The organism is Legionella rowbothamii (genome assembly GCF_900639985.1).
GTDB lineage: Bacteria > Pseudomonadota > Gammaproteobacteria > Legionellales > Legionellaceae > Legionella > Legionella rowbothamii.
Genome location: NZ_CAAAIM010000001.1, coordinates 1,078,045 through 1,091,720, shown reverse-complemented (window position 1 = coordinate 1,091,720; position 13,676 = coordinate 1,078,045). Strand labels below are relative to the sequence as shown.

Here is a 13,676-nt window from a genome sequence, read left to right as displayed (position 1 = left end):
CATATACCGGTATCTGATAACTGGTAATCAAGTAACTTACCTAAACTATATAGGTCTAAATGGGTTAGTTTGGTCATAGTTCTGACTCTTTAATTTTCGCACAGAATAATTTATTTTTGATTCCTTTGGTTTATTTTAGAGCAAAAATAAGGTTGCAACAAGATTTTGGCATGCTATGCCATGCCGAACTCAGAGAAGATGACTTAGTTTTAAATGGATTTATGTGGTTAAAGGATTGTTATAATGTTTTAGATAGCTGGTTGCTAAATGATAGGACGCGTAATCGCTTAAATGCCCTCTATCACGAAGCAACGGTATGCCATTTATCTCGGCTTTACATCGGCCCTGCGGGCATTGTACTTTTACTGGGTCGATAATGATTAACTGAGAATATTTATTTTGCAGGCGCGAAAATAGTTCATCTTGCCACTCCAACTTCTTCGAATTGATATCAAACTCACATTGTTTTGGGTCATACTTTGTACGTGTTTTTAGGTGATGTAGAAAACAATGATACGAATTATTTGTTACAATGGATTTAATTAAAATGGGCTTTGCTCCCGAATCAATAATAATTTGCAACGCTTCAGCTAATGCCCCTTCAATGCGTTTTTTTACCATTGCAGTAGATTCATTAGGAATTAATATGTTCCCTAAATAATCATCCCAATTTTGGCCTAAGATCACAAAATCGTAATGATTTTTCTTGATCATTGTATAGTAGCGTTGAGTTTGTTCATAGCAGGCAGTATAGTCTTGGGCATTCCAGTCATATTGACGTATTCCAGGTAATGAAAGACATGCTGAAGTTGCATGAGAGATGACTGATATATTAGCTTTTTGGGCAAGTTCATCTATAAATCCCCAGAAATGATTTGCATGAGAATCTCCAAACAAAAAACCGGTTTTGTGGGAATGGTGCGCCCCGAGAACACAATTGGCATTGATTGCCACGTTTTTTTCGCCAAGACATAATGGTCTTTGTGGGTAATTGTAGCGTTTAAGTTGGCTTGCGATTCGAGCTGTTTCTTCAAAACGCTGAGGATAGCCCTCATGGTGTTTAACTAAAGAGCTCCCGATATAAATTAATGCAAGCGGGGTTATGAATAGAATAACCAGACTATAACCGAATTTAAGCGTGTTAAACTTTTGGGCCGGTTTCTCAATAAACTTCCAGGATAAAAAGGAAATAATAAAAATAAAGCTAAAGGCTAAGACGAAAACCGGCGCCGTTCCAGCTATTCCCAAATAATGCAGTAACACGAATACAGGCCAATGCCAAACATATAGGGAATAAGAAATTAAGCCGATAAATACTAAAGGTTTTATGGAAAGTAATTGAGTAAGAAGAGATTGCGGGTTATTTTTACCTGCGGCGATTAGGATACTGACTGCAGCACATAAAATAAATGCATAACTATTCGGAAAGCCCCAGCTAATGTTACCGCGTGTTGCTATGTAAAATATTGCCAAAAGTGCAGCGAAGCTAATCACTTCAGAAACATATTTGTTCAAAATCATTCGATTTGAGCTAAAAGCAACGCATGAGCCGATTAAAAACTCAAAGATTCGGCTAGATAAATAGTAATAGGTTTTGCTAGGTTCCTTTGCTGAATAGTATAAAGCAAGGGCCAAAAAGAATAGAGTGAGTACGTAGATGATCTTGCTAAGCTGTCGAGGGGGAAAAATACGATATAATGCATACATGATAACAGGCAGGATCAAATAGCATTGCCATTCTATAGATAATGACCAAGTATGTAACAAAGGTAATTCATTCGCTTTAGCTGAAAAATACCCTTTAGTTGCTTTTTCAAAAAAAACATTGGAAGTAAAAAGTGTGGTTTTCCGAGCACTTTTGAAATAATTTACGAAATCTTCAGGTAAATAGAAAAGATAAGTGGCGCAGATGGTAGTAAGAATTAAACAAATGAGTAGGGGCTGTAACCGCCATAACCTTCGACTATAAAATTCGATGAACGAAAAACGATTTTTTTGCAAAGAGTTATGCAGAATAGTAGTAATTAAAAATCCCGAAATGACAAAAAATATATCAACTCCCACAAACCCCGAAGGAACTAATTTAAGACCACTATGGAATAATAATACAAACAAAATTGCAATTGCTCTTAATCCATCAATATCTGGACGATAGGTCACGTTAATCTACCTGAAATCTTAGTGCGCGCATTTTAGCATAATTTTTTTTGTTTATAGCGCTTAATTTTATGCAGATCCTGTTCGATTTGGAGGAAGTGTTTTACAATCCGCAACTAGATTTAACCCGCATCAAATCAAACTATTTATAGAGGGAATTATGAATGAATTAATACAGGCTATGATTACTAACCCTGATGAATTTATCCGCTTACTTTTAGAAAATCCCCAAGGTTTTTCCCTCGAGTATGCTACTTATTTGGATGAAATTGACCCGCTAAAAAGTACGCAAGAATTATTTTCCTATGATGATTTGATTCCTTTTGCAGGTCATTCTTTAGGGCCAGTATTTAAGCCTGCGGTTGATGAAATCGAACGCATACATCAATTACAAGCAAAGCAGTTACACGAAGGACATTTTTCTGAAACTAAAGAAAAAAGTGGAAATTGGTTTGACTGTGATATTGAGCAAGATGCTATTTCTGCCATGCAAGACATGTTAGGTTTTTCAGAGCCTTATGAGTTCCTATATACCCAAGAAGGTTTGTCGACTAATCTCGGTCGGTTGTTGGATACATTTTACCGGCCCACTTTAACTGATTGGCAGTCAGGAAAAACAGCAATTTGTCATTTAGGAAAGGAGTTTTTTTCGGATCAGGCGATTATTGAATCCGTCTTAAAAAGAGGAATACAACAGGCAAAAAATTTTGGCGTTTTCACTAATTCGTCTATCCCTAAGCCTGAACAGCTTACCTTAAAAGTACTTCCTGAAGAAAAAGGGCTTTATTCTGAAGATGCAATTATTTCCTTTATCAAAAAGAATGCGGAACAAATTCAAATTATCCATTTATCTGACGTGGTTTTTAGTACTGGGCAACGTCTTGATCTAAAGCGCATCTTCACTGAGCTAAAAGAGCTTATCGAACAAAATCAGATTATTGTTGGTTTGGATTTAGCGCATACTGGTGGGAATAGGGCATTAATGCTACGCGACCTACCTATTACTTATGCAGTAGGCTGTAGCTACAAACATATCTGTGGTTCTGCCGGTAGTGGTTTTGGCATTTATGTAACTAGGGAAATAGACTTAGAAAAATACCCACCGATTCAAGGATGGAAAGCCGCTGCTTCAGAAAAAGTTTTTGGTGTTATTGATGGTTATGATTCGCAAATTATGATGTCAAAAGGCGCATGGGCATTTCGTTGCAGCAATCCTTCTCCAGTAGATCTTGCTCCGGTGAAAACCTACATCAAAGTGATGAGTCAGATAGGTTGGGATAAACTTTATGCTAAATCAGAATGTCTTACTCGCTATATGCGTAGGGTATTGCAACAGCACATGGGGGAGCAGATGGAATGGATTACTCCTGAAGAGCCTCCACAGCGTGGGGCTATGCTAGTCTTTCGTCTCCATGGCATTGAGGATGTGAGACAAGTCGAAACTTTATTGAAACAAACCAGTGATTTAGGACGATTTGAAGTTGACGTACGTCCTCCCAATAATATCCGCGTCACGGCACATTATGGATATACTCGATTTGCAGATATATATAAAATGGTACTACGCTTAGAGCAAGTGGTATGTTTATTGCTCGAGCAAAAAGAGCAGGCAGCATCAAGACAACAGGGAAGTGGCTTTTTTGATAAACCAATAAGTCCAGGTCGAATAAAACAAGTCGATGTGCCAATGCAAGATACATGCTTGGGGATGAACTAACTTTTTATAGGGATGTTATGGGAGTTCACTCAATGCTAATTAAAAACATATACGTTTATAATCCTGTTGGAATTAAAGAGTTAAAGCATGTGCTGATTACCAATAGGGGAGAGCAGATTGTTTTTAATCTCGATACCGATTTAACTCAGCTTCAAGATGCCGATATTATTGACGCGAAGGGTGGCTATTTCTTAATGCCAGGGATGTTAGATTCCCATGTTCATGGGCAGGGCGGCATAGATTTTGCTGATTTAGCTGATGAGGGTGATGATGAGCGAGTAGAACACATCGTTAAGGCGCTAGGAGCAACGGGACTTGCTTATGCCTTAGCAACCTTCGTCTCAATGCCTATTGCTCCCTTAAAAAAAGCATTGATAAAAATTAATAAATTTATTCAGAAACAGGAGCAAAATCCTATTCCGGGTTGGACTCAAATTCTTGGGGTGCATCTGGAAGGCCCATTTATCTCTAAACATTGCAAAGGAGCTCATGCTGAGGAAGCATTACAAGAGAGCATTTCTATAAGCAAATTTAGAGATATTATCGGGGTGGCACCAAATATCAAACACTGGAAAATAACCATTGCTCCTGACTTATTGGGGGCGGAAGAGTTTATTAAACAAAGCAAGGAGCTTGAGCAAGAAGGTATTTTTGTAAAAGTTTTTATTGGCCATTGTAATCCGGAAAGCATGGACGCTATTGAACGTGCCATTGATGCGGGGGCTTGTGGATTTACCCATCTCGGCAATGCATGCCAAGAATCGTGCAGTCGAGATATACGTGAGCTTAGTATTCATGATGTTAAAAGTCATCTGGTGCAATGGGTACTTAACAATCCCGAACGCTGTCCGCCAGGTGTTGAGTTAATTACTGATGGGGTGCATTTATCGGCCTCTTTTATTTCCCTTATTCACAATACGATTAAAAATAAGATTATTCTCGTAACGGATGCTTTAGGCCCCACAGGGTGTAAAAATGGATTATATAAACTAGGCACGTTGGATATTTGCCAAGAGAAGTCTAGTTTTTATTTGACCAATGGAACAGGTGATTTTCTAATGAAAGAGGGAATTTTGCCTACGGGGGAAAAAGGTTTAGTAAAAATACTTGCTGGCAGTGCTGCTTCATTATCTCGTTGTGTACAAAAATACTTTGAAGCGATGCCCCTGGCAATAGTAGAACAGAAGATGGATTTCTTGCATGCGGCCCTGATTACTAATCCTAGAATGGCTTCCTTATCAAATGAGGCGATAAAAAACTTATCAAATACTAATAATTTTTCTATCTTTAATGATAAAGGGCAACTTATTTTAAGTTCATGTTACGGTCAAGTCATCGAACATCAGCCATTGCGCTCCACAGCGGGTTTGCATCAATATGGATTTTTAGCACCGTTATTAACTGGAGATAATAAAGACCATGGACAAAGTAGCTCGTATCGCTTGAATTAGATAATCAATATTTTGATCTATACTCATTAGTAATTGATTGCAGGTAGGAAAAAAATGAGCCCAAATAAATTAGATGATCAGCAGTTAATTTTTTTTCAAAATTTAGTTCCTGGGACGCAGAACTCTCCTTTTATTGACCGGTATAAAGATGCTTATTTAAAGGATGAGGCGCCAAACAGTGAACGAAAGCTTTTTTTAAATGCGTTCCCGCCCGTTTTATCGTTTTTCGAAAAGCAGAAAAAAGAATTTTATGATCAAGAGGCAAAAAACTGCACACAATTTTGCTGTGGTGGCATGGGTATGTCCTATGGTATAGATGGTGATGTAGCTTTTAAAACAATAGATCATTATATGTTTTCCACAGGCTCCGGTACTCTTTATGAGGGCAGTGCAAATAATATCAAGGCACATATTCAGAGTGATATTCAACAAAGTGGATTTGGAAGTAAGCAGCAAAATGATTTAATCAGTGGATTACAACAATTTAATTCTGCTATATCGGAAAGAACACAACGTATGAGCGTAGAGCCCTCTCTCATGAGTGAAATGACAGGTCCAGAAGATAGCTCATTGAGTCCATTTAAAACATCGCCCACTCCACCCAAAGAGTAGGGTGTGCAGTGTCATATGTAGGTTGGGCTTTGCAGCTAATGGCCGCCCAGCCTACATCAACATAAACGCCGATTAATGTATAGTCATGCGTTGATAATTATCTTCTTGCTCATTAGCACCACATGCCTGAACCCAAGTAGATAATAGTCGAGTAATAAAGGCTAAACTTTCAGCCATGGCATTGATGGGAGTCATAATAGCAAGGCCCAGAGATAAGCTAAAGTGCACACCTAAATCACGGACATCTTCCAGTGCATGTCTTGGCTTGCATATAGTTATATTAGTAATTAAATCAATTGCTGCCCCCACTCCTTTAACTGCTTCAACTAATGAACCAAAGCTGCTTTCTAACGTAATTGATATAGGAGAAAAAAACTGGCTTATAAGGTCCACAGCATCTTCATAGGGAGCGAAAAATCTTGTGCCTTTGAAATAAGCTGCGGAGGGAAGTGTAGTCGGGTGCTTATTAATTTCTTTAGATAACTTGCCGATTAATCCATGTTTGCTTAAATCTTCACGAGGCTCTTCACCAACTAACCATGAGGCAAGGAGTCGAGTAAGGAGTTCAACTAAATGAGTTAACGCATGAATTGGTGCCATTACTCCCACACAAAGACCTAGAGTAATATTACTACCCACATCATCGAGGGCATCTGCCATATACCGAGGTTTTAAAATTAATAAGTTACCTACGGCACGCATTACCGCCCACACCGCACGAGCGGTGTAATAACAAGTCGCCAAACCATTTACAAGAGGTAATCCGCATGAGATACCAATGTGAGACCAAAACTCTACGCTACTAGGAAACTGGGTGGTAAATCGTTGAGAAGAAAGGTAATTACTGTCAGGTAGCAATCCATTCTTGGTTAATTGAGTAAATTCATCATGATAGTTCATAAGTCCTCTTATGTGGATATTTTAGAAACCAGGAGTATAACAAAATTCCATTAATGGTCAATATTAATTCATTTTGTATTTATGGAATATTTTAGGTCCTAGTACATGAAGGTGGATAAATTTGCTAAAAGGCTAGTTCCGTTTCATCAGCCCTGTGGTATTTCTAAACAAAATTCCCATCAGTATCATTGCCATAGGCAGAGTCCAAAAAAGACCAATACCTAATGGTATGGCGCTAATCGTTAGGATTATTCCCATAAGCAGCAAGCAAACAATGAGGATTAGTCCATTGTTATATAAAATAGAGCCAGTCTGTTTTAATGCAGCGAATACGCCGTATCGTTTGGTAATAATCAAGGGGATAGTGAATCCCTGAACAGCGAAACAAAGAACAGAATAAATTGTGGTTCCGACTAGGGGAATTGATACTTTTCTCCCGGGAAAAAAGAGATTAAGCAGCTCGCCACTATATTCAATGAATAACAGAATGAAAAAAATAAGCAAAATACGCCCTGAATGACGAAGGTATTGCAGGCATATTGTGGTTAATTTGGGAGCTAGACCAATAGCACGTCTAATTCCGAGTATTATCATTAGGTTACTTATAGTAAAAAGCGAATAATTTAATAAAATGAATGCAATAAAAAAGCTGAGGAGTGTGGAAATGGTCGCCGTAGCAATATCAGCTAAGGAAAATAACGTGCTGGAAAGGAATATAATAGGGAGAAAGTAGAGAAGAGCAATCCCAATGGGGAGTAAAATACCCAGGGCAAAAAAAAGTAATTTAATTCCATTAGTAAGTTGCCATGACTCTTTGAATAGAGCGGCTGTTTGGGAGAGAATACTGGTCTCATTAGAATTCTGCTGGGGCTTATTCATAGTGTATGATTGAAATCATAAATAAGTAGTATAAACCAGAATGAGGGAAAAAACGCCTCCGTTGCGAACACAGTCAAGCAATCTAGGAGGTGCTCTAACGACACTTTGTCCTAAATTAGTTCACTGGTTGGCAATGATGAAATGCATGTATACTAATTTAGTATTTTAATATCAAAAGGTTGTAGGTCTTCATTTGTTTTTAAGAAATCACGAACCTCTTCTGCCCCTTTAATGGTTGCCGATGAATGGACCCCGGTGGTACAGGTTGTGTCATTATATGCATCGGTCACAATAACATAATCACCTTTATTTTTGACAAGCGAGCAAAGACAAGTAGCTTTATTTGGCTCGCTTTTATTAATCTTACAAGGACTATCCAAGCACCAAGCCCACGGGCGATCATTTTTACAAATGGCATAGGATTTAATCGGATAATAACGTGATTTAATCAGGGATCCTTTGGTGCTTTTTTCTAAGCTTGAACAGGATTCTGTACCAGCCGAATATCCTTTTTGAACGCTACAATGACAAGAAACCCAACCTTTTTTTCCTGGTATTGGATCACACAAGGCAGTAGTGCATAATGCAAATTTATTTTTACATACAGTGTAATTAGAGTTCTTTGCACTTACCTGATAAGTAATTAGCAATAACAAGATACAGATTAGACTTTTTCTCATGACAAATCCTTATTAAACTGTAAATTCCCAATAGATAAAAATATCTTAGATAAGACATCTTAACTTTGGTTCTCTCTTGGAATTTTGTCAAGCAGGGTAAACGTGATATGATAAGGGGAAAAGATATGCCACATCCTTGTGGCGCCACCTCGCGTCCCTGAGGTGTTGATACTCCCTGTACCGACATCCATTGTCTCTTTTCACTCTATAAGTTTAGAACACGCAGATAAAAAAAGCATCATCAAATATGCTTAAACTTTTGTAAGATATCTCTCAATTATTGCACAAATCTTCATTTTTATAGCGTTGGGATTCTACAGAAGATTGAGCTTCTTGAGCCTTTGCATTTTTAGTGCAGACAAACAACAACGTGTTAAGCACTGTCAATCCTTGTAAAAGAAAAACTTGTATTGCACTTTTGTTAAAATGGGGTATTAATTTGAGTTATTTGATTGACCTCTAAAATCATATCTTAAGGATGTGCATGTTAAGCCGTCAAGCTGCGGGAATTCGGTATTAAAAAAACAATAGAGGTTTTTGAGACGAATACCTACGCTTGACGGTTATGGGTTGGTAAATCCAGCCAATTATTTAGGCAGTCACTTACTTAAAATCTAATTGCCTCCACGCCTCATATAAAACAATAGCCGCAGCATTGGAGAGATTTAAACTTCGATTGTTCTCTCGCATGGGAATGTAAAGTGATTTATATTGATCCAATATTTCTTCAGGTAAGCCTCGGGATTCAGGTCCAAATAAAAGCATATCCTCGGGTTCATATTGAACGGTGGTATAACAGGTATTTGCACGAGTGCTAAGGCCATAAATAGTTTTATTTTGATGTTGCCGAATAAATGCCTCCCAGTGTGCATATTGGGTAATCGAGGCCCATTCATGATAGTCCAACCCTGCACGTCTTAAAGCTTTTTCCTCTAGTGAGAAACCGAGAGGGTGAATTAAATGTAATTTGGCCCCAGTATTGGCGCATAAGCGAATAATATTTCCTGTATTGGGAGGGATTTCGGGCTGGTAAAGAACAATATGTACCATAAGTTTTATTGGCGCCTAATTAATTGAAAGCAGAAATAATAAATGTTCGAGTAGGAATTAATCAAATGATTTATTTTGATAAACATTAGAGTAGGCCCGTGAACTGGTTGTAATTCATGATTCAAGGCCTACTCCGAAGCTATTTATCGATGTCCGGTAATAAATTGCTAAAGTATCACACAAGGCTTAGCGCACCGAGGGAGGCAATCGGTGGTGTCAGAGGGTTTTGTATTAAAAAAACGATGCTGAGAGATATTATTGTGATCTAATAATATTGGCGAGGAGGGAGGCGCCTCCGCGCTAAGGGGGGCTATTGAGGGCGAGGGGTTTAATACGGAGACGGTGGGCTTGGCTGTATTTTCTTCCCATACTCGGCGAGCAATAGGGGGCATTTCCGAGGATTGGAATAAACTCCTGCTCTTATTTTGGTAATAGGGAGAAGGTGGGCATTCGGAGACGATAGCTGCTGGAGACGTTGTTGTCATACTTCTTTTTCTTAATTCTTCTTGAGTTTGTTTTAGCTCTACTGAAGAATAATAAGCAGCTCGCCCTCTGGGCCCAAAAATTGTACTAATTGAGGCTAAGGCTTTTTCTTCGTTTGTAGGAAAACTTCCTGATTTTCGATTAATTAATAGTAGCTCTCCATTGCGATAATAAACTTCCCCACCAACAATTTTATCAGCTTGAGCGTATTGTTTATAAGGAGAGATTAAAAAGTCATGTCCAGAAAGAGAGGCATTTTTTCGCAGTAATAAAGTGACCTTTTGGGAGTTCTGCTCATTATTTAATGCTTTATGGGGACAAATTATATAAATGTAATCTTCGGTTATTATTTTGCTCAAGCCCTTAGCCGTAGGTACCTGAGCCGCCTCAAAACCAATGTTGGAAGGACGATCTGATAAGAGTGATTTCCCTTGGTATTGATAATATTGGTTGCCTTTTATAAATAGGAAAAAAGCACTTTTCAGTGTTCCCCAAGGTTCTCCTTGTTCGGGTAAATTGCCAACCAATTGGTACCCTTGATTTTGCAACGTAGCTATTTTTTCTTGTGCACTTTGATAGCTATAGGTTTCCTTTTGATGGAGAGGTGTGCATTTATTTTGGTACATGTTTAATTCGCTCCAAAAAATTATTAAGTGTAACGCATATGATGTAATTTGGCTGCTGCTATTAATTTGTGAATCGGTAAGAAGTTAAAATTGAATATCGAATGTCTGACCTGCCCCTACTCAGCGCATGACCTCGTATTTAAGGCTCCAAAATTCTAAATAAGTTTTCGGCTCGCTAAAAAGTCATGCGCAACTTTTTGTGGGGGGATTTTTTTTACATCAATGAGATAATTTAAATATTGCATGGTTTTATTATCAAGAGCTCCCAATAATGGAGCTAATACTGCGGCAATTTGAGGATTGTTCTGAAGAGTGAAATTGCGAATTACGGGAGCAGCATCATACGGCGGATAAAAATGCTTATCATCCCGTAAGATGTTCAGATGAAACTCAGCTATTTTTCCATCAGTTGTAAAGGCCTCAATTACTTGTACCGCGTTATTTTTAATGGCCTGATAAACTAGATTAGGTTGCATCTGAATGATTTTCTGAAAATGAAAATCATAAGTTTGGCGCAGACCGGGCAATCCATCGGAACGTTTTAAGAATTCAGCCGGAACGGCAAGCGTCAATGTATTGGCTATTTGACTTAAGTCACTTAAATTGACCAAATGATGCTTTAGGGCAAACTCTTTTTTGACGGCTAATGTTTCGGCGTTTTCAAATCCAAAAGGTGGCAGCCAAATCAGGTCATAGTCTCTTTTGTATGCGGCGCGTATATAATCGTAGAGTTGTGGGGAATTAAGTTGGCCATTTTTTTTAAGCACTACACGATATGCGGTACCTGTATATTCTGGATAGAGATCAATTTGCCCTGTTAATAAAGCGTTATGTAATATTGTTGTGGTTCCAAGATTAAATTTTCTTACTACGTGCAAATCAGTTTTTATTTCTAATAATTCCGCCATCAAGTGACCTAATAGGTATTGCTCTGTAAAGTCTTTAGAGCCAATCACAATAACTTTTTTGTTATTGGGTGAAGGAATTAGCGGCTGGGTGGCAATGAAAAATAATGTTCCTATTATGAGGCTTACCAAAATTAGTTTCGTTTTTTTAAAGCGCAGTGTTAAACGACGCCGACCTGATACTAAAACAGTAAAGGTTGCCATGACATAGTCGACATTCAATGCAAGTAAGGCCACTGGAATTGCGCCTAATAAAATCAGTTTAGGATCATTTAAGGATAAACCTTGAGTAATAAAATCGCCTAGGCCTCCCGCACCGATAAAGGCGGCAATGGTAGTAATCCCTATGACCATCACCATGGATGTTCTAATGCCTGTCATTATTACCGGAAGGGCGAGGGGGAGCTCAACAAGATATAAGCGTTGCCAACGGGTAAAGCCCATGCTATCGGCGACATGCAGGTAGTTGGCTGGAACCTCTTTTAATCCTGCATAGGTAGTACTGGTAATTGGTAATAATGCATAGACAACCAATACGATTAATGTAGGAGCCAATCCGATTCCTACAAAAGGAATCAAAAAACCGAGTAACGCAATACTTGGTATAGTCTGAAATATATTGGTTAGGGCGAGAACAGGTGTTCTTAATTTGGGTAAGCGATTAATAAGCAACCCTAAACCCAGGCCAAGCACAACCGCTATGAGCATGGCTGAAAGAGATATGGAGATATGCTCAATTAATTTAGTATAGAGCTCAGGTAAATGTGTTTTTACTACATCCCAATAATTATCCATAACTGGTTTTATTCAGTAATTGCTTCACAAAATCGGTAGCAGGTTGAGTGAATACAGTCTCTTTCGAGCCGATTTGCTCCAGACTGCCTTGATGCATAATGGCAACTTTGTCCGCCAAACGAAAGGCTTCATTAATATCATGAGTAACAAAAATAATGGTCTTATTAATTTTTTTCTTTAACGTGATGATTTCGTTTTGTAACGCCTCACGGGTAATTGCATCCAGGGCTGCAAAAGGCTCATCCATGAATATGTAGTTAGGATTGGTTGCTAAGGCTCGAGCAACACCAACGCGCTGTTGTTCACCACCTGATAACTCATCAGGATAACGATTAACATAGTGCTTAGGGTCTAAATTAACTAACTCTAATAATTGATGAACACGACTAATTCGTTTTCTCTTTTTGATGTTCATTAAGCGCATGAGAATGGCTACATTTTGGGCTACTGTCATATGAGGAAATAAGCCGATATGCTGAAAAACAAATCCCATTGAGCGTCTTAACTGAACTTGTGGATAATCGCTGATTAATTTTCCATCAATTTCTATCCTGCCTGCACTAGGTGTCAATGTATTATTTATTAATTGCAGTAATGTTGATTTTCCACTACCTGAAGAACCTAAAAGTACTAAAGTTTCACCATCAGCAACCGTTAAGTTAATGTTTTTAACTGCATAAGATACATTGTCATCAAATGATTTGTAAACATTATGTAGTGTAATCATCGCTAATTGAGATTCCTTTCAAGATTATCAACATAATAATACCTATTTAACCGGGTTGTAAATGATATGTAAATTTAATGAACTGATCAAAAATAACCCAAGCAAGTTAAAGTATAATTTTAGGCTATTAAGAATTAGTTTTTATAAATACACATTTTGCTCCATAGCCCATATGCTCTAAAACTTTATAAGCAAGTAGTTCTTTTAAATCAGGTTTTGCTAAAGGATTTGCATACTTATAATTATCCCGGCACGATAGCCATTTGAAAACGTCTTGACGTAGGATCTAATGGAAGGCGTATAATCTTCATCTTAGCGACACAGCCCATTTGAATGCCCCCCCTTTTTTATCAAAATCTTTATTTTTGCTCCAGGATATTTGTCTTGCAAGTGATTTATAATGGATTCACACAGGGACTCTTCTTGAATATTCCCGTTGAATTGTTCACGTTTGTTATAAAAGATGATAGCTACTACAAAGTAGATCTATATGTCATACATAGTCCCTCCTGTATAAATATAGAACAGATCGTGGAGAAGCGGGGGTGTTTATGAGGGAGTTAATGAATTTACTAGAATCCGCAGCCTGGATATTAATCCAGACTGCATTTATCTTATCTATGCCAAGTACCACTATGCCTTACTACTTTACAATTACCATGATAGCAGGCTTTATGAACTGATGTTTTGTGGC

The 13,676-nt window shown here is 38.1% G+C and carries 11 protein-coding genes; 3 read left to right on the top strand and 8 right to left on the bottom strand.

Going from position 1 to position 13,676, the window contains the following annotated elements:
- Nucleotides 1-219: 219 nt before the first annotated feature.
- A complete protein-coding gene (locus E1P08_RS04590; protein ID WP_133135809.1) occupies nucleotides 220-2,160 on the bottom strand; it encodes an acyltransferase family protein in 1,941 nt (646 codons plus the stop codon).
- 157 nt (nucleotides 2,161-2,317) lie between these two features.
- Here E1P08_RS04590 and E1P08_RS04585 point away from each other — a divergent pair, with 157 nt between their 5' ends.
- Genes E1P08_RS04585 through E1P08_RS04575 form a run of 3 tightly spaced genes read left to right on the top strand, consistent with a single transcriptional unit; the run spans nucleotide 2,318 to nucleotide 5,937 of the window.
- Nucleotides 2,318-3,874 carry an aminotransferase class V-fold PLP-dependent enzyme gene (locus tag E1P08_RS04585; RefSeq protein WP_133135808.1) on the top strand — a complete coding sequence of 519 codons (1,557 nt, stop codon included), beginning with the start codon at nucleotides 2,318-2,320 and terminating at the stop codon, nucleotides 3,872-3,874.
- Between the two features lie 32 nt (nucleotides 3,875-3,906).
- Complete coding sequence (locus tag E1P08_RS04580) at nucleotides 3,907-5,325, top strand: N-acetylglucosamine-6-phosphate deacetylase (RefSeq protein WP_133135807.1); 1,419 nt, start codon at nucleotides 3,907-3,909, stop codon at nucleotides 5,323-5,325.
- Nucleotides 5,326-5,379: 54 nt separating this feature from the next.
- Nucleotides 5,380-5,937 (top strand): hypothetical protein, encoded by a 558-nt coding sequence (locus E1P08_RS04575; RefSeq protein ID WP_133135806.1) that lies wholly within the window; start codon nucleotides 5,380-5,382, stop codon nucleotides 5,935-5,937.
- Nucleotides 5,938-6,009: 72 nt separating this feature from the next.
- Here E1P08_RS04575 and E1P08_RS04570 read toward each other — a convergent pair whose 3' ends face one another.
- The 7 genes from E1P08_RS04570 to E1P08_RS04540 form a co-directional block, all read right to left on the bottom strand.
- On the bottom strand, nucleotides 6,010-6,837 hold the full coding sequence (locus E1P08_RS04570; RefSeq protein WP_133135805.1) for a type IV secretion protein Dot: 828 nt from the start codon (nucleotides 6,835-6,837) through the stop codon (nucleotides 6,010-6,012).
- Nucleotides 6,838-6,969: 132 nt separating this feature from the next.
- The gene (locus E1P08_RS04565) at nucleotides 6,970-7,716 is read right to left on the bottom strand and encodes a hypothetical protein (protein ID WP_133135804.1); all 747 of its coding nucleotides are present in this window, start codon (nucleotides 7,714-7,716) and stop codon (nucleotides 6,970-6,972) included.
- A gap of 152 nt (nucleotides 7,717-7,868) precedes the next feature.
- On the bottom strand, nucleotides 7,869-8,396 hold the full coding sequence (locus E1P08_RS04560; protein ID WP_133135803.1) for a hypothetical protein: 528 nt from the start codon (nucleotides 8,394-8,396) through the stop codon (nucleotides 7,869-7,871).
- A 603-nt stretch (nucleotides 8,397-8,999) separates the two neighbouring features.
- Entirely contained in the window at nucleotides 9,000-9,446 is a 447-nt protein-coding gene (gene trmL / locus E1P08_RS04555) for a tRNA (uridine(34)/cytosine(34)/5-carboxymethylaminomethyluridine(34)-2'-O)-methyltransferase TrmL (protein ID WP_133135802.1), read from the bottom strand.
- Nucleotides 9,447-9,613: 167 nt separating this feature from the next.
- Nucleotides 9,614-10,555 (bottom strand): hypothetical protein, encoded by a 942-nt coding sequence (locus tag E1P08_RS04550; protein WP_133135801.1) that lies wholly within the window; start codon nucleotides 10,553-10,555, stop codon nucleotides 9,614-9,616.
- 155 nt (nucleotides 10,556-10,710) lie between these two features.
- Nucleotides 10,711-12,255, bottom strand: a complete 1,545-nt coding sequence (locus E1P08_RS04545) for a glycine betaine ABC transporter substrate-binding protein (protein WP_133135800.1) — start codon at nucleotides 12,253-12,255, stop codon at nucleotides 10,711-10,713.
- The gene (locus E1P08_RS04540) at nucleotides 12,248-12,982 is read right to left on the bottom strand and encodes an ATP-binding cassette domain-containing protein (RefSeq protein WP_133135799.1); all 735 of its coding nucleotides are present in this window, start codon (nucleotides 12,980-12,982) and stop codon (nucleotides 12,248-12,250) included. The genes E1P08_RS04545 and E1P08_RS04540 overlap by 8 nt, the downstream gene beginning before the upstream one ends.
- Nucleotides 12,983-13,676: the final 694 nt, after the last annotated feature.